Source organism: Paenibacillus sp. GCM10023252 (genome assembly GCF_042653305.1).
Classification (GTDB): domain Bacteria; phylum Bacillota; class Bacilli; order Paenibacillales; family Paenibacillaceae; genus Pristimantibacillus.
Window position 1 is genome coordinate 42,718 of the sequence record NZ_JBHSHW010000043.1, and the last position, 22,317, is coordinate 65,034.

General features: G+C 53.6%; 22 protein-coding genes. 14 read left to right on the plus strand and 8 right to left on the minus strand.

The features are described 5' to 3' along the window. Window positions 1-59: 59 nt before the first annotated feature. The 5 genes from ACFO9Q_RS22300 to ACFO9Q_RS22320 form a co-directional block, all read right to left on the minus strand. Window positions 60-332 (minus strand): hypothetical protein, encoded by a 273-nt coding sequence (locus ACFO9Q_RS22300; protein ID WP_379185778.1) that lies wholly within the window; start codon window positions 330-332, stop codon window positions 60-62. Next, window positions 329-1,738 (minus strand): radical SAM protein, encoded by a 1,410-nt coding sequence (locus ACFO9Q_RS22305; RefSeq protein WP_379185779.1) that lies wholly within the window; start codon window positions 1,736-1,738, stop codon window positions 329-331. Before ACFO9Q_RS22305 ends, ACFO9Q_RS22300 begins: the two co-directional genes overlap by 4 nt. Next, the gene (locus ACFO9Q_RS22310; protein WP_379185780.1) at window positions 1,725-2,531 is read right to left on the minus strand and encodes a prolipoprotein diacylglyceryl transferase; all 807 of its coding nucleotides are present in this window, start codon (window positions 2,529-2,531) and stop codon (window positions 1,725-1,727) included. Before ACFO9Q_RS22310 ends, ACFO9Q_RS22305 begins: the two co-directional genes overlap by 14 nt. 142 nt (window positions 2,532-2,673) lie before the next feature. Beyond that, window positions 2,674-3,897: an NAD(P)/FAD-dependent oxidoreductase gene (locus ACFO9Q_RS22315; protein WP_379185781.1), complete on the minus strand. Its 1,224-nt coding sequence runs from the start codon at window positions 3,895-3,897 to the stop codon at window positions 2,674-2,676. A 2-nt stretch (window positions 3,898-3,899) separates the two neighbouring features. Next, window positions 3,900-4,667, minus strand: a complete 768-nt coding sequence (locus ACFO9Q_RS22320; protein WP_379185782.1) for an SDR family NAD(P)-dependent oxidoreductase — start codon at window positions 4,665-4,667, stop codon at window positions 3,900-3,902. 198 nt (window positions 4,668-4,865) lie between these two features. Between ACFO9Q_RS22320 and ACFO9Q_RS22325 the strand changes: the two genes are divergently transcribed. Further along, window positions 4,866-6,371: a PAS domain-containing sensor histidine kinase gene (locus tag ACFO9Q_RS22325; protein WP_379185783.1), complete on the plus strand. Its 1,506-nt coding sequence runs from the start codon at window positions 4,866-4,868 to the stop codon at window positions 6,369-6,371. Here ACFO9Q_RS22325 and ACFO9Q_RS22330 read toward each other — a convergent pair. Next, window positions 6,351-6,581 carry a hypothetical protein gene (locus tag ACFO9Q_RS22330; RefSeq protein WP_379185784.1) on the minus strand — a complete coding sequence of 77 codons (231 nt, stop codon included), beginning with the start codon at window positions 6,579-6,581 and terminating at the stop codon, window positions 6,351-6,353. The genes ACFO9Q_RS22325 and ACFO9Q_RS22330 overlap by 21 nt on opposite strands. Before the next feature lie 163 nt (window positions 6,582-6,744). On the opposite strand from ACFO9Q_RS22330, the gene ACFO9Q_RS22335 reads away from it, so the two are divergent. The 4 genes from ACFO9Q_RS22335 (at window position 6,745) to ACFO9Q_RS22350 (ending at window position 11,452) form a co-directional block, all read left to right on the plus strand. Continuing rightward, the gene (locus ACFO9Q_RS22335) at window positions 6,745-8,187 is read left to right on the plus strand and encodes a nicotinate phosphoribosyltransferase (RefSeq protein WP_379185785.1); all 1,443 of its coding nucleotides are present in this window, start codon (window positions 6,745-6,747) and stop codon (window positions 8,185-8,187) included. Between the two features lie 190 nt (window positions 8,188-8,377). After that, complete coding sequence (gene larE, locus ACFO9Q_RS22340) at window positions 8,378-9,220, plus strand: ATP-dependent sacrificial sulfur transferase LarE (protein ID WP_379185875.1); 843 nt, start codon at window positions 8,378-8,380, stop codon at window positions 9,218-9,220. A 71-nt stretch (window positions 9,221-9,291) separates the two neighbouring features. Next, window positions 9,292-10,239, plus strand: a complete 948-nt coding sequence (gene larB, locus ACFO9Q_RS22345; RefSeq protein ID WP_379185786.1) for a nickel pincer cofactor biosynthesis protein LarB — start codon at window positions 9,292-9,294, stop codon at window positions 10,237-10,239. Between the two features lie 64 nt (window positions 10,240-10,303). Beyond that, window positions 10,304-11,452, plus strand: coding sequence for a LarC family nickel insertion protein (locus tag ACFO9Q_RS22350; RefSeq protein WP_379185787.1), 1,149 nt, complete (start codon window positions 10,304-10,306; stop codon window positions 11,450-11,452). Between the two features lie 433 nt (window positions 11,453-11,885). On the opposite strand, the gene larC is transcribed toward ACFO9Q_RS22350, so the two are convergent. Together larC and ACFO9Q_RS22360 are read right to left on the minus strand one after the other, a co-directional pair. Next, a complete protein-coding gene (larC, locus tag ACFO9Q_RS22355) occupies window positions 11,886-12,383 on the minus strand; it encodes a nickel insertion protein (RefSeq protein ID WP_379185788.1) in 498 nt (165 codons plus the stop codon). After that, window positions 12,380-13,276 (minus strand): helix-turn-helix transcriptional regulator, encoded by an 897-nt coding sequence (locus ACFO9Q_RS22360; RefSeq protein WP_379185789.1) that lies wholly within the window; start codon window positions 13,274-13,276, stop codon window positions 12,380-12,382. The genes larC and ACFO9Q_RS22360 overlap by 4 nt, the downstream gene beginning before the upstream one ends. Window positions 13,277-13,443: 167 nt before the next feature. Here ACFO9Q_RS22360 and ACFO9Q_RS22365 point away from each other — a divergent pair, with 167 nt between their 5' ends. The 9 genes from ACFO9Q_RS22365 (at window position 13,444) to glpK (ending at window position 22,137) form a co-directional block, all read left to right on the plus strand. Continuing rightward, on the plus strand, window positions 13,444-14,718 hold the full coding sequence (locus tag ACFO9Q_RS22365) for a lactate racemase domain-containing protein (RefSeq protein WP_379185790.1): 1,275 nt from the start codon (window positions 13,444-13,446) through the stop codon (window positions 14,716-14,718). A gap of 17 nt (window positions 14,719-14,735) precedes the next feature. Further along, complete coding sequence (locus tag ACFO9Q_RS22370; protein WP_379185791.1) at window positions 14,736-15,509, plus strand: SDR family oxidoreductase; 774 nt, start codon at window positions 14,736-14,738, stop codon at window positions 15,507-15,509. Further along, window positions 15,506-16,798 (plus strand): glucuronate isomerase, encoded by a 1,293-nt coding sequence (locus ACFO9Q_RS22375; RefSeq protein WP_379185792.1) that lies wholly within the window; start codon window positions 15,506-15,508, stop codon window positions 16,796-16,798. Before ACFO9Q_RS22370 ends, ACFO9Q_RS22375 begins: the two co-directional genes overlap by 4 nt. A 179-nt stretch (window positions 16,799-16,977) precedes the next feature. After that, window positions 16,978-17,274, plus strand: coding sequence for a hypothetical protein (locus ACFO9Q_RS22380; RefSeq protein WP_379185793.1), 297 nt, complete (start codon window positions 16,978-16,980; stop codon window positions 17,272-17,274). Window position 17,275: 1 nt separating this feature from the next. Next, complete coding sequence (locus ACFO9Q_RS22385; protein ID WP_379185794.1) at window positions 17,276-17,569, plus strand: hypothetical protein; 294 nt, start codon at window positions 17,276-17,278, stop codon at window positions 17,567-17,569. Window positions 17,570-17,601: 32 nt separating this feature from the next. Beyond that, on the plus strand, window positions 17,602-18,384 hold the full coding sequence (locus ACFO9Q_RS22390; protein WP_379185795.1) for an S-layer homology domain-containing protein: 783 nt from the start codon (window positions 17,602-17,604) through the stop codon (window positions 18,382-18,384). A 7-nt stretch (window positions 18,385-18,391) separates the two neighbouring features. Beyond that, window positions 18,392-19,126, plus strand: coding sequence for a pilus assembly protein TadG-related protein (locus ACFO9Q_RS22395; protein WP_379185796.1), 735 nt, complete (start codon window positions 18,392-18,394; stop codon window positions 19,124-19,126). Between the two features lie 185 nt (window positions 19,127-19,311). Then, window positions 19,312-20,460: a Gfo/Idh/MocA family protein gene (locus ACFO9Q_RS22400; RefSeq protein ID WP_379185797.1), complete on the plus strand. Its 1,149-nt coding sequence runs from the start codon at window positions 19,312-19,314 to the stop codon at window positions 20,458-20,460. A gap of 180 nt (window positions 20,461-20,640) precedes the next feature. After that, window positions 20,641-22,137, plus strand: coding sequence for a glycerol kinase GlpK (glpK, locus tag ACFO9Q_RS22405; protein WP_379185798.1), 1,497 nt, complete (start codon window positions 20,641-20,643; stop codon window positions 22,135-22,137). Window positions 22,138-22,317: the final 180 nt, after the last annotated feature.

The window sequence follows — 22,317 nt, forward strand, 5'->3', positions numbered from 1 at the left end:
CGACTTCGCACGCGGCAAATAACCCCAGCTTGGGGTTATTATCCTTCGATCCAGCCGAATTAGCTGAAGTTAGCTAGTACAATCCCGAAGCAGGCCGCGTTCAGCAAGAAGGTCAGTCCAGCCGCCAGGAAGATGCCCTGCTGCATAGCTGGATCCTTGTGGAAGACGGCAGCCAGCGGCAGCACGTACACAATCTGGACGAGCCCTAGGAATAGGATAGGAATGAATTCGAACAGGATGGAGATGAGTAGAATGGCCATATGCCCAAGGGCAACGAGACCGATTCCCTTCCACAGCTGCACCGCTCTCCACGGCTTCTTCAAGTCTGTCATGCTAATCCTCCCATCTCCTCGCGAAGGCTGTTCAGCAGCTCTTCCTTACCTTCCCGGTAAAATAAATTATACGTGTCAAACGGGATAATCTTGCCATTCGGATGAACGATATGGACGCAGGACTTCTTCACCGACCGCACATCGAAGTTGTGCGGGTCGAGGAACTGCATGATGATTACGCGGAACACATTATCATAGCTTAAGGAATCGGGCACAGCGGCCATCGGCAGGCAGCACAGCAGGTTCTTCAGCGAGAGCGCAGAGGAGGCCGGCGAGTGAGCCGTTGAGAATAAGTCGAAGATGCGGGACTTCAGCGTCTGATCCTGCTCGAAGACGATCGTGTTCCGTCCGCCCTCTAGCAGAATCTGAGGATCCATCATCCCGGTGAGCGGAATCGTCTCTCCGCCCAGCTTGAGCGCATAGCCCATTGCGAGGCAGTCTGGGTGGCAGGGCACTGGAATGATGTCCTCCGGCTGGAATACACCGGACTGATCAATAATCATCTGACGAACTTCACTGAGCGTCAGCCGATCCTCGGCTGGATCGAAGTCCTCCAGACGGCCTGCTGCTTGTATCGGTTGGAAGGTAACGCCTCGAACGGCCCGCTGCTTCAGCCCGTATTGGATGATGTCGCCGACCTCGCTGTCGTTCAGCCCTTTTTTCAACGTGACGACTAGTGTGGTGGAGATATTGTAAGCATTGAGATTGTCGATGGCCTTGCGGCGAACTTCTCTGAGGTCAGCTCCGCGCAGCTCGCGAAGTGCTTCCTCCTGGAAGCTATCGAACTGCAGGTAGATCTCGAAGCCTGGCATGTAGGAGGCTAGCCGCTCGGCGAATGCCTTGTCCTGCGCAATGCGCAGCCCGTTGGTGTTGACCATAATGTGCTTAATCGGCTTCGACTTCGCTAGGTCCAGAATCTCGAAGAACTGCGGATGAATCGTCGGCTCGCCGCCGCTGATCTGAACGATGTCAGGCTCGCCTTCATTCCTCACAATGGCATCGAGCATGAATTCGATCTGCTCAAGCGAACGCCACGTGTTCCGGTGAGGGGAGGATTCCGCATAGCAGATCGGACATTCCAGATTGCAGCGATCGGTAACCTCGATGAGGGTGAGGCAGCTATGCTGCTCATGATCCGGGCAGAGACCGCAGTCATAGGGACAGCCGTACTGAATCGGGGTATTCCAATGCAGCGGCATCTCCGCCGGCTTCAGGAACTCCCGGCACCGCTTGTAATAGGCGGCATCGCTGGCGATGAGCACCTTCTCCCGACCATGCCTGCCGCAATACTTCTGCAGATACACCTTGTCATTCTCTATGATGACCTTCGCTTCGACCTTGCGCATACACTTCGAGCAGATACTATTCGTTAATTCGTAGAAGAGATAAGGCCTATTCTGAGCCATGGACAGCTTCCTCTCTGTGCGCAGCGACTGACACTTGCTTCCGCTGCTTGATGATTAATAGGACATAATAGGCAAGTCCCGCCAGACAAGCGAGCTGCACATTGTTCAGTCCCAGGTAAGGATGGGGAGTAGGCTTAATGAAGTCGACGGCGAACCGGAACGTGAGATAGCCGGTCATGAACAGCTGGAAGATGGCCCCGTCTGGCAGGAGCAGCTTCCCCCTTGCTCCCGCTCCCTTGAGCCTCCACAGCCCTAGGCCAAGGAAGGCAAGGAAGGCTATCTCGTAGAGTTGAGTGGGATGCCTCATGATGCCGTCGCCGAAGTCTACGCCGAGCGGGCTGCTCGTAGCTGTGCCATAGGTGTGATCGGATAGTCCCGTCAGGAAGCAGCCTATGCGCCCGATTGCCATACCGATGGCAAGGGGAATTGCCATGTCGTCTCCGGTTGAACGGCTGACTCCGACTCGCTTCTTCGCTAGCTCCACGCCGATAAGTCCTCCGAGCAGTCCTCCAACGATCGTCTTACCGCTCATGAGGTAGACGAGATCGGCCTCAGCGATGCTGTTCAGAGTGAGGAGAGGATCTTCCAGCCAGTACAGCAGCTTGGAGCCCGCAGCGGCGCCCAGGATGGCGCCGACAATGACCCATCCTCCCTGAGCAGCGGTCATGCTGCCCTTCATACGCTTGTACAAGTAGAGCCGGAAGCCAATCATATAGGCTAAGGACTCGAAGACGAAGTGGGGATGCAGAGCCAGCTTGCCGAGGTGGAGATAGACAGGGAATGTGAATGACATTAGCAGTGGAGATCCCTCCTTAACAAGCTTCATTAATAGGGCAGGTTAAGCCTATTCAGTATTCGACAATGAAGCTTGCATATCCTGTTCCTTACGCATGACAAATAAGGAGGGTCTGCACCCTCCTTCAATCGTCTCTTCCTTATGGATTCAGCACGGGCCTGGTCTGCAGATAGATATCGGAGTATGGGCTGCTGCCCGTCATAATCAGATCGCGAATCTCCCGGGCAAGGACCATGTTGTATACGGTGCCGTTGTCGCCATAACCGAATAGGTAATAACACCGAGGAAAGTCATCATATTGTCCGATGATGGGGAGTCCGTCATGGGTGCCTCCGTAGAAGGCTGCGATCTGGTATGCAATCTTGGCGGGTATCGCTGGGAACAGCTTCGCCAGCTCTTGAAGTAGGAGCTCGCTCTTGTGCTTCAGCTTGGCATCCCGCTGCTCAGCGTATGAGGTGCTCTCATCCAGACCGCCGATTATAATGCGCCGATCAGCCGTCGTCCTGGCATAGATGTACGGACGGGCGCTGTCCCACAGCAGAGTTCGTACGTGCCAGCCCGTGAACGCCTCTACCGGCTCCGTAACGATCGAATAGGAGCTCGTAATCACTGCATTCTTCTCACCTCGGAACTCAAGCCCCTCATAGCCCGACGCAATAATGACATGTGAAGCCTTAATCGTATAGCCATCCCCCGTGTAGAACAGGTTATAATCCTGCTCGAACTGATGCCCGTTAATCTCGGTATGCTCATAGATACGAACACCTCGCGACCGAGCATGCTCCAGCAGTCCAAGATTGTACGTATAGGGATTCATCTCCGCATCATTCTTGTAATAGATAGCCGCCTTCCTGCGCCAAGGATAGTGTGAAGCTATTCGCTCCTCCTCCCACCATTCCACATCGAATCCGTGCTTCGTTAATAAGGCGTACTCCGTCTGAAGCTGGGGCACATCCTCTTCGCAGAATGCGCTGTACAGCGTATCGCGGCGGACGAATTCCGCATCGAATGGAAGGCTGGCACAGCTCGCTTCAATCTCCTGGATAGCCTCTTCGCAGCGCTTCAGATGTCTGAGAGCGCAGCTCTCTCCGAAGCTGTTCACGAGGCCGGTGAACGTCTTGTCTCCTGCATATTGAATGAGCGCGGTATTCGTTGCCGTGCTGCCCATGCCTGCCTTGCGCTTGTCCACCATGATGATCTTCAGACCAGTCTCGGCTAAGTAATAAGCGCACTGAGCGCCGCTGCTTCCGCAGCCGACAATGAGGACATCACAGTCCGCATCTTCAGCGAGCGGAGGATAGGATGGAGTCTCTGCCTCATGCAACGTCGTAGGCCAATAGAAGCTTCCGCTCTGGAGATCCATCCTCAAGTCTCCTCGTTCATATAGTCTACTTCCTCATCATCGAACAATTGATCCTCGTAGATCTGTCCCTGATGGTCCATAATATTGGCGGTATGCATCCGTCCGGTTGGTGCTCCGCTAGGGAGCGTCGCCAAGGTTCTAAGCAACGGCAGGATCGACGAGGGTTCCTCTCCGAAGAAGGGATTCAGTTCAGTTAGGATTACACCTGGATTCAGAATGCTCGCTACAATATTATGGCCGCTGGACGATTCTTGCATAGCGGTCTCATAGGTAATCTTATGAATGGCTGACTGGGCAGCGGCGTATGCCGGGAATCCATTCTCACCGACGTGGATGACGCCCGGCAGCACCTGGATGATGCGGCCATAATTGCGTGCGCGCATGAGCGGAAGCACTTCGCTTGTCACATTCGCCACACTATCCAGCAAGTCCTCGAAGAACTGAGTGTAATATTCGAAGGACTGCTCCTTGCTTGCCCGCTTCACATGGTTGGTCAGGTTATTGACGAGGATGTCGATGCTGCCATGCTCCTCCCGAATCTGATTGACCATCTGTGCGACCTCAAGCGGAGATGTAACATCGGTGAAGTATACGGTCGCTTGACCGCCTTGATCATGAATGCTCTGAACAATGCTTGCGAGCATGTCTGACTCTTGGTCGCATAGAATGACATGGGCACCGTCCGCTGCGAACTGCAGAGCACTAACCTTGCCGACCTCGCAGCCTGCTCCGTTCAGCAGGACGACGACTGGTTCGTATTGTAACGTCATTGTTATTTTCACCCTCTCTTCATGAGCTATAGACGAAGTTAGCTTGTCCCGCATGGCGGAATTTATAAGGACAGCTGCCATCTTGACCCATGTTAATTCTGAGTACGAACGGTAGAAATGGGACTTTAGACCAAAGAAAGACTAGGGCTCATCGTATATTCTGTAGTAGTCAGTATGTCATCAGGCCCGGGGGATTCTATGAGACAACGAATCAGCTATATTAACGGTCGATTAGCGAGCCAGTATCGATTGAGACGCAATGACCTGCAAGATGAAGAATGGGGGTCACTTGCTCGGAAGCATCTGCTGCCGCTCCTCGAAGAATCGCTGACTGGCGTGTATCTCGTTCGAAAAAATAAAATTATATATGTAAATGCCAGAGTGGAAGAGATGTTCGGCTATAAACGGGAAGAATTGCTTCATATGGATCCGCTTGAGCTGGTTCATCCTGAAGATAGAGGCTTGCTGGGGAATGAGACAGATAATCGATTGAGAGGCCAAAAGGAGCGAGCCCCCTATTGGGTCCGAGGGCTTCGCAAGGATAGAAGTGTATTCTATTATGAGACACAAGGCTCACTTATCCATTACCGAGGCAGTCCTGCGCTGATCGGCACCTTGCTGGATGTGTCCAGTAAGGTTCGTGCTGATGAGCTGCTGAGAGAGAATGATCTGCGTTATCAGCGGCTAATCAAGTATCTCCCGGAGCCTATATTCGTGCATGATGGAGAAGAGATTATATATGTCAATAATGCTGCGCTGAAGCTGCTTGGAGCGAAGCATCCCGATCAGCTTAATCAGATGTGCTCATCCACTCTCATTCATCAAGATTATCAGCTCCTGGCCAGACAACGGGTCCGGCAGGTTCTGATGTCTGATGATCCGGTTGACTTCCAAGAGATGAAGATGATTAGGCTGGATGGACAGGTCATCGAAGTGGAAGCTTCAAGCATTCGTATCCATCAATTCCTAGGAAGGAAAATGGTCGTTCAAACGGTGTTCCGGGACATTACGCAGCGCAAGCGGTCAGAGGAGGCGCTCATCCGATCCGAGAAGCTGTCGATTGCGGGTCAGATGGCAGCCGGCATCGCCCATGAGATTCGAAATCCTCTGACTTCCCTTAAGGGATTCTCGCAATTCCTGAAGTCCAAGGTGCAGGGCTATGACCAGTACTTCGATATCATGCTGACTGAATTGGACCGGATTAACAATATTGTTCAGGAGTTCATGGCGCTCGCTAAGCCCCAAGTGAACCAATTCGAGCACGTAGATCTAATCGGTATTGTAGATAGTGTCGTTACGCTGGTCGAGCCGCAGGCCATCATTCAGAATGTACAGATTACAACCGAGACTGCTAGCAGAGCTATTCCGGTATGGTGTGACCGTAATCAGTTGAAGCAGGTGTTCATTAATCTGCTGCGCAATGCGGTAGAAGCTATGCCCGATGGTGGGAGTGTCACGATTAAGCTAGGTTATTCTGAACCAGACTATGTAATCGTTACGATAAGTGATGAAGGGATTGGCATTGAAGAGGAACAGCTGGAGAGACTGGGAGATCCGTTCTTCACCACGAAGGAAGGCGGAACGGGGCTGGGACTGATGATCTGCCACCGAATTGTTCAGGCCCATGAAGGGGCAATTCATTACGACAGCAAGCCGGGAGCGGGAACGACGGTAACGATGGAGCTACGAACAGGAGAGAAGTAACGGGGGGTTGATAAGAGAGAAGGAATCATGGCTGTCGTTCACCAGATTCCTTCGGTACTTGGTATGAAGCTGCTGCTTGCGCTGCTGCAGCGTAGGGGTTGTGCGAGTGACGGGATGTACGCCGTTCCACTGTCCGCGATGGGTGTCCGGGGTAAGCTTGCCTTGCCGGGCGAGCTTCTGCCTAGCCTTGCGGGTCTTGCTCTGTGACATAGTCATGTCCTCCCTTAATCGTTGCTTGTGAAGCTAGTGAGTCTTAATCTAGTGTACTCGATATCGCGGAGCTTGCTCAAGGGCAGGCTCTTTTTAATTTTTAATTGGATGGAATCAGGGGAAGTCTAAGGGAGTGCTAGTCTATACAAGGGAGTGCGAATCGTTGGACAATCTGACTCTACATACAGATAAGTATCAGATCAATATGATGTATGCCCATTGGGTTCATGGTTCTCTTCATGATAGAGCCGTATTCGAAGTATACTTCCGCAAGCTTCCCTTCGGGAATGGGTATGCGGTCGCCGCTGGGCTAGAGCGCATCATCGCTTATATAAGGGGGCTGAAGTTCGGTGAACCGGAGCTGGATTACCTCCGCAGCCAAGAGGAGCAGTATGCCGAGGGCTTCCTGGAGGAGCTGAAGAGCTTATCCTTCACCGGCAATCTGGATGCTGTGCCGGAGGGGACGCTCGTGTTCCCGAACGAGCCGTTCATCCGAGTTGAAGCCCGGGTGTTCGAAGCACAATTCATCGAGACAGCCTTGCTCAATATGGTGAACTATCAGACATTAATTGCGACTAAGGCGTCTCGTGTGAAGCAAGCAGCAGGAGAGGATCGGCTGCTGGAATTCGGCACAAGGCGAGCACAGGAAGCGGATGCAGCTATATGGGGGGCGCGGGCTGCTTACCTGGCTGGATTCGACGCCACCTCGAATATGAGGGCAGGCATGCGGTTCGGCATTCCGACACAGGGCACTCATGCTCATTCCTGGGTTCAGGGACATGATACGGAGGAGGAGGCATTCCGTCTGTATAGTGAGGCGTTGTCCGACCAGGTTACCCTGCTGGTGGACACGTATGATACGCTGCGAAGCGGGGTGCCGAATGCAATTCGAGTCGCGAAGCAGCTTCGTGAGCGGGGCAAGGAGCTGAAGGCGATACGGCTCGACAGCGGCGACTTGGCTTACTTATCCAAGCAAGCGCGCAAGCAGCTTGATGAAGCGGGCTTTCCGGATGTGTTGATCGTGGCATCCAATGATCTGGATGAAGCGATTATTTTCAACCTTAAGGCTCAAGGGGCTCGCATCGATTCATGGGGAGTGGGGACGAAGCTCATTACGGCGGCGGACCAGCCTTCGCTGGGCGGGGTGTATAAGCTCGTGGCTAGGGAGAAGGACGGGGAGCTGGTGCCGGTCATTAAGATATCTGGCAACCCCGAGAAGGTGACGACGCCGGGCTTCAAGGAGCTGTACCGGATCATAGACAAGAGAAGCGGAATGGCGGTGGGGGACTATATGACGCTTGGGCAGGAGGATAACGTCTTGAGTGGAGCCCCGCTAGAGCTGTTCGACCCGGTTCATCCCTACCTGCGCAGAACGGTGACTGACTATGAGGCGGTGCCGCTGCTGGGGCCTGTGTTCGTGAATGGGCATCAGCTGTATGAGCTGCCTTCACTGGATGAAGCTCGGGCTTACCATCGTTCGCAGCTGAGCCTGTTCTATCCCGAGCATCTGCGCAAGCTGAACCCTGAGAGCTATGGCGTACATCTTAGCGAGTCGCTGTGGAAGCTGAAGATGGATCTCATTGCGGAGCACAGCCTAATCACATAAAGTCACATAAGTCACTTGACGAGGGGAACGAAGAAGCCTATCATCTGTAATCAATGGATGATAGAGCGGGAGATTCTGCTCGTTCATGTGCCGTTGCTTATATGGGAACCGCATTCAAAATGGCATGGCTGGAGGTGCGAGGGTGGAGATAATCCGTTCAGTAACAAGAGATAGAGACGGTGCACAGGATATAAGTGCAGTAACAAGAGATCGAGACCGCGCGCTCGGTGACATCCTGCGTGGGATGGGCCGAGTGATGGTTGCCTTCTCAGGAGGCGTGGACAGCACGTTCGTCCTGAAGCGTGCGCAGCAGGAGCTGGGAGATCAGGTGCTGGCTGTCACTGCGGCATCCGAGACATTCCCTTCCCGCGAATTCGACGCAGCGGTAGCCCTTGCGGAAGAGATGGGGGTAGAGCTGCTTAAGACAGAGGTGAAGGAGCTTGATAATGCGAGCTTCGTCGCCAACAATCCTGACCGCTGCTACCATTGCAAGACAGGACTCTATTCTCACCTGAAGACGCTCGCTGCGCAGCAAGGTTATCCGTACATACTTGATGGATCGAATGTTGACGACCTAGGGGACTATAGACCGGGCTTGCAGGCGAAGAATGAGCAAGGGGTGCGCAGTACGCTGCAGGAAGCGGGACTGACGAAGGAAGAGATTCGTCAGCTGTCTCGCGAGCTTGGTCTGGCCACATGGAATAAGCCGTCCTTCGCCTGCTTGTCCTCTCGCATTCCCTACGGAACACAGATTGAGAAGTGGAAGATTGATCAGCTGGACGAAGGGGAGTACTTCCTTAGCAAGCTTGGCTTGTATCAAGTTCGTGTTCGGCATCACGAGAAGCTTGCCCGTATTGAAGTCATGCCAGAGGAGATTGCGAAGGTAGTGGAGCACAGGGACGCGATCTATGCGAAGTTCCAGCAGCTCGGCTTCACCTACGTGACATTAGACTTGCAAGGGTATCGGACAGGAAGTATGAATGAAGTGCTCTCCGATGAGACCAAGCGGAAAGTGATTGAATCCTCCACATGACGATAGATAGATCTAACCCTACAACAAGAGCTGCTGCAGAGAAACCGATGGAGCTAAGTAAGGAGCAAAGCATGGAGCAGATTCTGCTTCAGGTTCGTGATGGATTGATTGGGGTCGAGGAAGCCGGGCTGCTGCTGCAACAGCGCGAGAACGATGCAGGCAGAGAGAGCAGAGGCAGATCTGCGGCAGATCTTGGCTTTGCACAGCTGGATTTGGAGCGGGAGAAGCGGACGGGTTCTCCTGAGGTTATTTTTGGCGAGGGCAAGACGGCTGGGCAAGTGGTTGCGATCTTCAAGCGATTGATGGAGCACTCGGACCGGGTGCTGGCGACAAGAATCGATGGGGACAAGGCGCAGCTCCTGCTTGAAGCGGTGCCTGAGGCAGACTATAACGAGGCAGCTCGTACGGTGCTGTGGAGGCGCTTCGGGAATTCCGGCGCAGCTGCTGATCATGAGCAGCTCCGCCAGGTTGATGCGAATTATAGTGCGCCGACGGCAGGAGAGGTGCCGGAGCTGGATCGAGTAAGGGCAGCAGGAGAGGTGCCGGAGCTGGATCGAGTGAGGACAGCAGGAGAGGTGCCGGAGCTGGATGTAAGGGGAGCAGGTGCAGCAGCTATACAGGGCGGCTATATTGCCATCGTATGTGCGGGCACATCCGATCTGCCGGTTGCGGAGGAAGCAGCGGTTACAGCTGAATATATGGGATGCCGTGTCGAGCGAATATATGATGTTGGAGTTGCCGGCATTCATCGTTTATTCGCTAAGCTTGAGCTCATTCGCGGAGCAGATGCTATCGTAGTTGCAGCTGGTATGGAAGGAGCGCTTGCGAGCGTGATGGGGGGGCTCGTCTCACGTCCTATCGTTGCTGTGCCGACCAGTATCGGCTATGGAGCCAACTTTGCCGGGGTAGCCCCTCTGCTCTCGATGTTGAACGCCTGCTCTCCAGGCATAGCCGTTGTCAATATCGATAATGGGTTCGGAGCTGGTTATTATGCAAGCCTGATTAGCCGGGGCAGATAGAAGTAGTGTATATCGTACAGCAGAAGCCAGTATGTATATTGTCACAGCAAAGGAATTGTTGACTATGAGAATTGTATATCTAGATTGTTTCTCTGGGATAAGCGGGGATATGACGGTAGCCGCTCTAGTAGATGCGGGCGCGGATCGCGGATATATCGAGTCGGAGCTGGCACGAATTAAGCTGGAGCCCTACCAGCTGGAATGGTCGCGTGTTGTGAAGAAGGGAATCTCATCCTTGAAGTTCGATGTGATGCTGGACGAGTCGCAGCCGCCAGTCTATCATCGTCACTATTCAACCATAGTGAGAATCATTCATGAAGCCGGATTCAATGAGCGGGTCGCGCGGATGAGCTTGGCTGTGTTCGAACAGATTGGGAAGGCTGAAGCTCATATTCATGGAATCCCGCTGGAACGGGTGCATTTCCACGAGGTGGGGGCAATTGATTCCATTGTGGATGTCGTGGGAGCGGCACTTGCACTTGATTCACTGGGAGTTGATCGAATTGTCGCATCCCCGGTTCCGCTCGGTTCTGGGATGGTCAGAATGGCGCATGGGATGTATCCTATTCCTGCTCCAGCGACGCTTGAGATGATGAAGGGGCTGCCCACTGCCTCCAATCATTACCCTATGGAGATGACGACCCCGACTGGAGCCGGCTTCATTGCCGGACTAGTCGATGAGTTCTCGGCAAGTCTGCCGCCCATGACAATCGAGTCCATTGGCTATGGGGCCGGCACCCGCGAGCTGCCGCAGCAGCCGAATGTCCTGAGGGTTATTGTCGGCACCGCCGCTGAGGAGCAGGCGCATGCTGGGGCGAAGCGGCTGGGCGAACCCCGCCATGAAGGCCATGGTCATGCCGAGCATCGGCACGAGCACGGGCATGGGCATGGGCATGAGCATGAGCAGGGTGAGCATGGGCATGAGCGTGTGCGCGAGCAAGGTGACCATAGTCATGGTGGGCATGAGCATGGGAATGGGCATGGTGAGCATGGGAATGGGCATGGTGAGCATGGGCACGAGCATGAGCATGGGCATGGGCACGGGCACGAGCACGAGCACGAGCACGAGCACGAGCATGGGCATGGTGAGCATGGGCACGAGCAGGGTCAGCATGAGCATGGGCACGGGCACGGGCACGGGCACGGGCACGGGCACGGGCACGGGCACGGGCACGAGCACGAGCACGAGCACAAGAATCATGTACATTCCTGAGCTGAAGAGGCACGATCCGCCTCCAGCAATAGCATCATAGAATCTGATGTTAATGCTACAGGGGGCGGAGGGGCCTGAAACCTCTACAAGCGGCGGTAATGGTGAGTTGGGAGCATAAATAGAGGTAAAAACTACCTCTGATTGAGCAAAACAGCCTCGTAAAGCAGAAATAGAGGTAAAAACTACCTCTAATTGAGAAAAACAGCCTCGTAAAGCAGAAATAGAGGTAAAAACTACCTCTAATTGAGCAAAATAGGCTCGTAAAACAGAAATAGAGGTAAAAACTACCTCTAATGAAGCCAGGAAGGCTAGAGGAGCCGAAATAGAGGTCAAAATGACCTCTAAATACGGCAGATGGCGGGCTGGAGCAGAAATATGAACGCAGCTTCCCAGCCCAGCCCAGCCCCAGCCCAGGCCCAGCCTCAGCCCAGCCTCAGCCCTCTCTCCCCATCCCCTCCTGCTCCTGCATCTGAAGGAACTTCGAGCGAACCTCGTCGTACACGGCCTTAAGCGGCACCCCATGGCGCTTCGCGACTTCCTCGCACTCCCGGAATTCCGGTGCGTACTGCACCAGCTTCCCCTTATGGTAGCCGGCCTTCACGGTCAGCGTCCCCCAGCTCGTCTCAACCGGCACCATCTCTCGCCCAAGGCGGTGGCAGACCGCCGGCATGTAACGCACCCCGAGCGTCGTCGTCTCACGGAAGACGATCGTCTCCATGGTATTGAGCCTTGCTTCATCCGTCAGGATGTTCAGCATGAGGCCTGGGCGGCCTTTTTTCATAACAATTGGGATCCAGTACACATCATTCGCGCCTTCCTCCAGCAGCAAGTCGGTCACATACGACGTCCACTCCGGATTCATGTCATCCAGATTGGCCTGCATCAGCAGCATCCCCTCATCCAGATGCTCTTCCCGGTGATTGAAGCTCATGGGCGAATCCTCCCCGTACTCTTGTCATAAGATTGTCGCAGCTCCCGGCGATATTCATCGGGCGACCGGCCCGTATGCTTCTTGAACGTCTGGCTGAAGTGCGAGATATACTTGAAGCCGACCTCGTAGGCCGCCTCCGTAATCGTCAGATCAGGATTCATGGTGAACAGCACCTTCGCCTGATTCACCCGCCGCTGGTATAAATAATGGAACAGGGTAATGCCAGTCGTCTCCTTGAAAATCTTCACAATATAATGCTTGTTCAGATGCATATGCTGAGCAAGATCCTCCAGCGTCAGCTCCTCGCGATAATGCTCCTCAATGTACGAGATGAGTGCCTGCACATTCTGCTGCTTAACCCCAGGCTGTGCACCCGACGAGCTCTGCGGCTTATCCGCAATCTCATAGATCAGCATTAGCAGCTCGAGCAGCCCCGCTACGAGACGGTCATGGGAGAGTGCGTCATGGCGCGAATGCAGCAAGCACATCCGCTCCAGCAGCGGTTCAATCTGTGCCCGATCCTCCTCGCTTAATGACAGCCGTTGATTCATATGGGTCTCGAATGGCGCTAGCAGAGGCAGCTTGAACGGCGGTCCGAGCAGCCCTTCCACGAACGAAGGCTCGAAGTGGACGATCGTCCGGCAGTACTCTTCGCGTGTATCCACCCGAGGGCAGTGCAGCGTCATGCCGTTCATCAGAATCAAGTCGCCGGGCTTCAGCTCGAAGATGCGGTCCCCAATCAGATAATTACACTTCCCACTGTGAAAATAATATATCTCATACTGCAGATGAGAATGAAAGTCCGTCGGAATCTGCGAGGTATTATACATAGCCTCGATAGGCTTACGGGTTGGTTCCAGCTGACTATGGCTATGACTGTGGCTCTGGCTCATCTGACATTCCTCCGCTAGTAGACTTAAGCTGCCTCTATTGTATCATGTAGTACGCTTACATACACCAACCACATATAAATCACAACCTGGAACAGTCTCACGGGAAGACAGCAAGCGGAGCCGCCGGATGCTACGATAAGAGTAGTACTTGCGAAGGAGCCAGAGCGATGGATATATTGACACAGCTTCTGAAGGACATTCCGATTCCCCCTATGGTTAAGATAAGGCAGCAATTCGATGACACTCAGCTGGCGGACCCCGCCGGCGCACTGCGCGAGACCCTCGCTCAACCGAAGGCGGCCCAGGCTATCCGTCCAGGGCAACAGGTTGCGGTAGCGGTTGGCAGTCGAGGCGTGGCGAACATTGCCGAGTTGACCCGTGAGACAATCGTAGCAATTAAGGCAGCAGGCGGCCAGCCCTTCATCGTCCCGAGCATGGGCAGCCATGGCGGCGCATCCGCTGAAGGGCAAGCCGAGGTGCTCGCTCACCTAGGCATAACCGAAGAGACAGTCGGAGCACCGATCCGCTCTACGATGGAGGTAGTCGAGATCGGGAAGCTGGACAATGGACTACCTGTGTACGTTGACCGCTTCGCCTATGAAGCAGACGCGATCGTCGTCATCAATCGCATCAAGCCGCATACCGCATTCCGCGGTGCGATCGAGAGCGGCATTATGAAGATGCTGGCGATAGGCCTAGGCAAGCAGAAGGGCGCGGAGGCTTGTCACCAGCTTGGCTTCAAGTACATGGCGGTCAATGTCCCGCTCATGGCCAGGATGATGTTAGAGAAGCTGCCTGTCGCTTACGGGGTAGCGGTCGTAGAGAATGCCTATGACCAGACTCGGCACGTGGAGATTCTTACCCCTGACATTCTCGAGGAGCGCGAGATGGTGCTGCTGGAGATGGCGAAGGCGAATATGCCGAAGCTGCTGTTCGATCAGATTGATGTGCTGGTCATTGACTACATCGGCAAGAACATAAGCGGAGACGGCATGGATCCGAACGTTACCGGACGTTACCCGACTCCCTATGCAACGGGAGGACCGGATGTGAGCAAGATGGTCATCCTCGACCTGACGCCGGAGACGAAGGGCAATGCCAACGGGATTGGGACGGCTGATTTTACAACGCAGCGCCTGGTTGATGGGACGGATCTAGCGACGATGTATGCGAACGGGCTCACCTCTACGGTGTGTGCGCCGACGAAGATCGCGACCACGCTGGCGAATGACCGGCTGGCCATCCAGGCTGCGGTGAAGACTTGCAATATTCTTGACTATACGACCTGCAAGCTGGTGCGGATCAAGGACACGCTGCATCTAGGCGAGATTGAGATATCCGTGAATCTGCTGGAAGCGGCGAAGCTGCATACCGGGATTGAAGTGCTAAGCAGTGAGCCCTATGAGTGGACGTTCGATGCGCAGGGGAACTTGACCAAGTAGAGGAGGAAGCTAGGAAGATGAACTTATTCGACTTAAGCGGGAAGACAGCTGTCATCATTGGCGGCAACAGCACGCTCGGCGGCGAGATGGCCGTTGGACTTGCGGGGCATGGAGCTAAGGTGGCCATTGTGGGAAGGAATCAGGAGACTGCGGCAGCGGTGTGCTCTAGGATTGCCGAGGCAGCGCCTGGTGCAGAGAGCCGGTGCTTCGCTGCCGATGCGACGTCGGCGGATGATCTGAAGAGGGTCCTCGCAGAAGTGCTGGATTGGAGCGGAAGTGTTGATATTCTGATGAATTGTCCTGGCAAGAACAGTGCGACTCCATTCTTCGAGATTACGGAGGAGGAGTGGGACGGGATTATGGATGTCAACTTGAAAAGCGTCGTCCTTGCCTGCCAGATCTTCGGCAAGCAGATGACCGAGAGCGGCAGAGGCGGAAGCATCATTAATATCTCCTCGGTATCCTCGGATCCTCCGCTCTCCCGTGTGTTCACTTACTCAGCTTCCAAGGCTGCTGTGAACAATGTGACGCAGTTCCTCGCGAGGGAATTCGCACCAAGCGGCGTAAGAGTGAACGCGATTATTCCGGGCTTCTTCCCTGCAGAGCAGAATCGGAAGATTCTGTCGCCGGAGCGGACAGAGTCCATCTTGAACCACACCCCGATGCGCCGGTTCGGTGAGGCACGGGAGCTGCAGGGTGCAGCGATCTATCTAGCCTCGGACGCAGCCTCAGGCTTCGTTACGGGATCAATAATCCGCGTAGACGGCGGGTTCGGAGCGATGACGATATGACAAGTGCACAGGTGAATACTCGGACAGGTGCGGGCGGCGCGATTCAGACGAAGGCTGAGCTTCGCCGCATAACCGAAGAGCTGGCGATGTCGACCAAGGTAACCGATATGCATACGCATCTGTATGCGGCGGAGTTCGGGGAGCTCATGCTGTGGGGCATTGATGAATTACTTACCTATCACTACCTCATCTCAGAATCGTTCCGCTGGTCAGAGGGAACTTATGAGGAGTTCTGGGCGATGTCGAAGCGGGAGCAGGCCGATTGGATCTGGAATAAGCTGTTCATCGAACATTCTCCGGTAAGTGAAGCCGCCAGCGGGTTCATCACCATCCTTGAGAGACTGGGTCTGGACGTCTCTTCGCGCAATCTGGACGATTACCGTCAGGCGCTTGCGTCGCGGACGACGGAGCAGCAGATCGATGCCGTTATGCAGGTCTCGGGGGTGGAACACATCCTGATGACGAATGATCCTTTTGACAAGGTGGAACGTGAAGTATGGTTGTCAGGAGGAGGGAAGGGAGATGCTCGATTCTCCGCAGCACTCCGGGTAGATTCGCTCCTTAACGACTGGCCATTCGCTGTGCGTGAGATGAAGTCGCTTGGCTATGAGGTGGAAGAGGCTTGGACGGAGGGGACCGTGACGGAGGTTAAGCGGTTCCTGGGGGAATGGATTGGCCGCATGGATGCCTTGTATCTTGCGGTATCGATGCCAGGGGACTTCGTGTACCCCGCTCAGGATCACCGGACTCGCATGATTGATGATGCGATGATTCCGGTCTGTCAGGCGAGCGGCATTCCATTCGCCCTGATGATTGGCGTGCGCAGGCGGGTTAATCCTGAGCTTCGCCTGGCGGGGGATATGAGCATGCGCTCGGATGTCGCGTCCGTCGAAGCGTTGTGCCGCCGTTACCCCGAGCAGAAGTTCCTCCTTACGATGCTGGCCCGGGAGAATCAGCATGAGCTGGCCGTCCTAGCCCGCAAGTTCCGCAACTTGATGGTATTCGGCTGCTGGTGGTTCCTTCACATCGAGTCGATGGTGGAGGAGATGACCCGCTTCCGGATCGAGCTGCTGGGAACCTCGGTCATCCCGCAGCATTCAGACTGCCGCGTCTTCGAGCAGCTCATCTACAAGTGGGAGCATTCCCGCCGCATTATCGGCCGTGTGCTTGCTGACAAGTACGAACGCCTGTGGGACAGCGGCTGGAAGGTGACAGAAGAGGAGATTCAGCGTGATCTGGATGATCTGCTGAATCAGAACTTCTGGCGCTTCCTTGGCAGAGCGAGATAGGCATCATTATACAGATCCGCAAGGTCGTTCTGACCTTGCGGATCTTTGATTTATTAGAAGAAGATTAGAGTCTTCTCACAATGAGCTAATCTACATTTACCATTTGAAGAAAATAGAGTATCCTTCTCAAAGGGAATGCTCAATAGTTGGAATACATACATTAAATGGTAATTTATGTTATGCAGGTGATGCTTATTCATGCACAATTCGGAATGATTCAATTACTCTCTATTCTATTAATTATTTGCGTGTTTACGGATATTAGAAGCCGATTAATCTATGATGGAGCGAACCCTAATTCCGTTCATCACTGGGGTCAAGACGGACATCAGGTTACCCAGAATCAATACAATCAACTTCTTGAGAATCAGGAAAAGCTCACTAAAATGGAAAACCAGCAGAAAATCATTGAAAAGGTAACAGAGAAAGTGGTTGAAGAGCCAGTCAAAGACAAATTCGGATTAGGGAAGGGATAGAATGCTGAGAAAAATTCGTGCACTCGATGATAAACAGCTGCTTCGTGGAGTATGGTGGAATACCGGACTATTCGCAGTTGTCTTCCTTCTCCTTAGTTACTTGGCTGGTGATCATGATTACGTAAGCTACTCAACGGCCGTTATCATACTGATTGCGGTCTATATACCGGGTCTTATTCTGCTGCTGGCTATGTATCTGAAGGCTGATGCTGATACACGGAGAGCCTATAACCTGAGGATTGGCTTAGTTGCTGCTGCCGGCATCCTCATCGCAGCATGGAGGTATCTGAATTAGCTTCTGCTTACAAGAAGGGAGTGAATGAGTAATTGCACAGAAGAACCATTAACGTTGTACTAGCTCTCCTCATGTCGGTTATCCTGCTTGCCGGATGTACGGGTGAGAAGGACAAGGTGTCTAATGAAGAAGTGCCTGCTATGTCCCCTTCCGAATCTCCAGAGCCGTCTCAATCTCCTTCACCAGAGGTGCAAGAGCCAGAGCAGACAGCTGCTCCGTCGCCTGATCCGGTAGAAGCTGCGGATATTGCAGGCCATCCCTCGGAGACGTATATGAAGCAGCTAATCCAGAGTGGAAGTGTGGAGCTTGGTGCGGATCTTAGCTTCCGACCGAATGAAGCGGTCACAAGATCGGAATTCATCCGTTGGATGCACGGTTATGACAACAAAGGCATCAAGCCGTACAAACCAGCTAACCCCAGCTTCATTGATGTTCCTCCGGATCATGCCGATTACGAGCTGATTGAAGGCTTGCATCAAGCGGGCGTCATTACGGGCTTCCCAGACGGATCCATGAAACTGGATAAAGAGCTGACTCGGGAAGAGCTGTGCCTGTTGTGGGGCTGGTATCAGAGTGCCGACAGCGTCATTGATCCAATCATTCCGATCGCTTCGGCAGAGCTGAGCTTGAAGCCTTATAGTGATGGCGGCAAGGTAGGCGATCTGTTCATCCGTGCGGTGGATAAATATCTAACCGATGAGGATAAGTCCTATGTCTCTGTATTCGGCAAGACGCCGAAGCTGAGTCCGCAGGGTGCGGTTACGCGGGCAGAAGCAGCTCAGTGGATTGTGTCCTACAGCAAGCAGGAGGAATAGCAAGCAGGTGAAGACAGCATCCAATCGGCGAGATTTAGTCACGGTCATAAGGAATGAACGGGGCAGCATGTCGCTGCTGGCGATCGGCACCCTTGCGCTTGTCATCGTTTTGAGCGTGTATTTGTTTTATTTTTTTACCGTGTTCATTGAGAAGAGACAGGCTCAGAATATTGCGGATGCCGCCTCGTTGACAGCTGTGCAGAAGATCAAGGACGAGTATGAGGAAGCGATGCAGGATAAGGCAGAGGACGAGGTGCTTCAATTCCGATTGAAGTATATCGGTCTGCTAGAGCCTGCGATCCCCGGGATTCCACTGCTTCCTGTTAATCCTTCGATTAAGCTTGAGGATCTAATTGAAGATTCGGAGCTGCTTCAATTGATTAAGGATGATGAGTTCGATAAGAGAGAGCATTGGCAGCTCCTCACGAAGGAGCCATTCTTCGCGGACCAATTCACGCCGAGGAAGAATGGGGACCTGTTATATGATGTCATCCGACAGGAATCTCGCAAGATTGAAGCAGCTGCTAGAGAAGCGGTAGCAGCGAACAACGGCAAGGCTGGAGGAAGTCTGACCTTCCCAGTGGAAGGGGAGCCTAAGTTCTTGCTTCGAGCAACCCGCACGATGGAACTGCCCAGCATTAATCTACAGAAGGATATCGTAACAAGCGCAGCAGCAGGAATATCTTCTAAGTCGCTCCCTATCGACGTCAGCGGCAAAGCCCCCTTCACGATTTATTGGTGAGGGGCTTTTTTTTGGGTTGGGGTAATCATTCATGAGATCATACATCTCGCAGTCACCTCTGGCCTATATAGGTCAATATTAGCTAGATATAGAGCAATATTCTCAAGGTTATGAACTTGACTATAGTATACAATGACTCTCATGAGGAACAGAATAGTAGACCCGCGAGAGGATGAATGAAGAGGATGACAGAGAAGCGCAAGCTGAAGATTGGTCTCATTGGCCTCGGCAATATTGGCAGGCATCATATTCAGTACTTAAGCACGATGCCCGATGTCACGCTAGTTGGTGTATGCGATGCATTCAAGGAACAGGCGGAGAAGATTGCGTCTGAGCAGAAAACAACCGCTTATACGAATCATATTGACCTGCTGGAGCAATCGGGACTGGAAGCCGTCATCGTAGCGGTGCCGCATTATGCTCATCCTGCAATCTGCGAGGATGCCTTCAAGCGTGGCATTCATGTGCTGTGCGAGAAGCCGCTGGCGGTGCATGTGAATGAAGCTAATCATACGATTAACGCTTATGAGGAGAGCCGTAAGAAGTACCCAGGCTTGCAGTTCGGCCTCATGTTCCAAGAGAGAACGTATCCCCACTATCGCAAGCTGAAGGAGCTGCTGGACGCAGGCGAGCTCGGCCGATTGACTAGAGCGACCTGGATTCACACGGATTGGTTCCGGACGCAGACGTACTACGACGGGGGAGATTGGCGTGCAACCTGGGCAGGCGAGGGAGGCGGAATCCTGACGAATCAGTGTCCGCACACGCTTGATATGTATCAATGGCTGCTCGGAATGCCAGCGAACATACAAGGGCATGCTCAGCTTGGCAAGTACCATCATATTGAAGTGGAGGACGAAGTGACGGCTTACTTCGAGCATGATAACGGCATGATCGGCCATCTCATCGTAACGACAGGAGAGAGCCCGGGGACGAACCGTCTGGAGATCGTCGGAGAACATGGCAAGCTTGTCCTGGAGAATAACGAGATTACATTCTTCCGTAATCGCTCCTCCATGCTGACTTACTTGCAGGAATCCAAGGAAGCATTCGGACGAGTGGAGAATTGGCGCATCCCAATCGAATTCAACCAGAAGGCTGCTTCGGGCCATGTCGTTGTGACGGAAGCGTTCGTGAAGGCTATCCTCCAAGGGGGAGGAGAATTAATTGCACAAGGTGCAGAAGGAATAGGCAGTGTAGCGCTTGCTAACGGCATCATGCTGTCTTCCTTCAACCGCAAGATGATTACTCTGCCTCTGGATGCGGACGAGTATGAGAGCAAGCTGCAGCAGTTAATTGAATCTTCATCCTATCGGAAAGGGGTTGTCTCATAATCATCCGAGGAGTTGCTGCGGTTCATTGACTTCAGCTGGCGAAGTTGCTACTATAGAAGATAAGTTAATAACGTGACGGAGAATGAGGAGAATCACACAGGTTGCTTTCCATATGGAGGGTAATTTGGTCGTGATCTCCTTTTTTGTTGATGTTGATGTACAGGAAGAGGAGGCCTATAGATGAAGTCGACCTATATACTGGCAATTGACCAAGGCACGACCAGCTCACGCGCGATGATCTTCGATTCCGAAGGCTCGATCGTGACGGCAGCCCAGCATGAGATTCAGCAGCACTTCCCGAAGCCTGGCTGGGTCGAGCATAATGCGAACGAGATCTGGGTATCCGTGCTGGATGTGATGACATCCGCCCTGTCTGAGGCGAATATCGGAGCAGAACAGATTGCTGCCATCGGCATTACGAACCAGCGGGAGACGACAGTTGTCTGGGACAAGGTGACGGGCAGACCGGTCTACAATGCCATAGTGTGGCAGTCTAGACAGACAGCCGACATCTGCGAGGAGCTTAAGGCGGCAGGTCACTCCGATCTGTTCCGTGACCGAACAGGGCTATTGATTGATGCCTACTTCTCCGGTACGAAGCTGAAGTGGATACTAGATCATGTAGAGGGTGCTCGCGCACAAGCTGAACGCGGTGAGCTGCTATTCGGCACCATCGACAGCTGGCTCATCTGGAAGCTGACGGGAGGGGCCGTTCATGTGACGGATTACTCCAATGCTTCGCGTACCTTGATGTACAACATTCATGAGCTTCGCTGGGATGAGGAGCTGCTCGACATTCTAGGCGTACCAGCTTCGATGCTGCCCGAGGTGCGTCCTTCCTCAGAGGTATACGGCCATACGGTGAAGCATCACTTCTTCGACCACGAGGTTCCAATTGCCGGCGCAGCCGGTGATCAGCAAGCGGCACTGTTCGGCCAGACCTGCTTCGAGAAGGGCATGGTGAAGAACACTTACGGCACAGGCTGCTTCATGTTAATGAATACAGGAGATCAAGCGATTCGGTCGAAGAATGGGCTGCTCACGACCATAGCCTGGGGGATAGACGGCAAGGTAGAGTACGCTCTCGAAGGCAGCGTATTCGTCGCTGGTTCGGCCATTCAATGGCTGCGAGACGGACTGCGTATGATTAGAACAGCTCAGGAGAGCGAAGGATATGCAGAGAAGGTGTCCGGCTCTGAAGGGGTATACGTCGTTCCTGCCTTCGTAGGATTGGGTACGCCGTATTGGGACAGTGAGGTGAGAGGAGCCATATTCGGCCTCACACGCGGAACGAAGAAGGAGCATCTGATTAGGGCTACTCTGGATGCTCTGGCTTATCAGACGAAGGATGTGCTGGATGTGATGGAACAGGAATCCGGCCTTCCGCTGAAGACCCTTCGAGTCGATGGCGGTGTTGTGCGCAACAATCTGCTGATGCAGTTCCAGTCTGACTTGCTGGGCGTGAAGGTAGAGCGTCCGGTCATTAATGAGACGACTGCGCTTGGCGCGGCTTACTTAGCGGGTCTTGCAACCGGCTATTGGAAGGACAAGAACGAGATTGCTTCGAAGTGGCAAGCCGGACGTGCGTATGAGCCGGTTATGCCTGAGCAAGAGCGTGCTGGTCTGTATCAAGGCTGGCAGAGAGCTGTGCAGGCAGCTATGGTATTCAAGCCGTAGAAGCGGCAAGTTCCAGACACGCTCGGGAAGCATAGAATAGAGTAGATGCAATTCGGCGTAACCTAACAAGTTAATAGCACAGGTTGGAGATTCGGAGACACCGCAGCAGACCTGCCGCATAATGAGCGGCCAGGGATGTTTGTGGTGTTTTTCACCTGTATCCAGGTAATAATACGAACA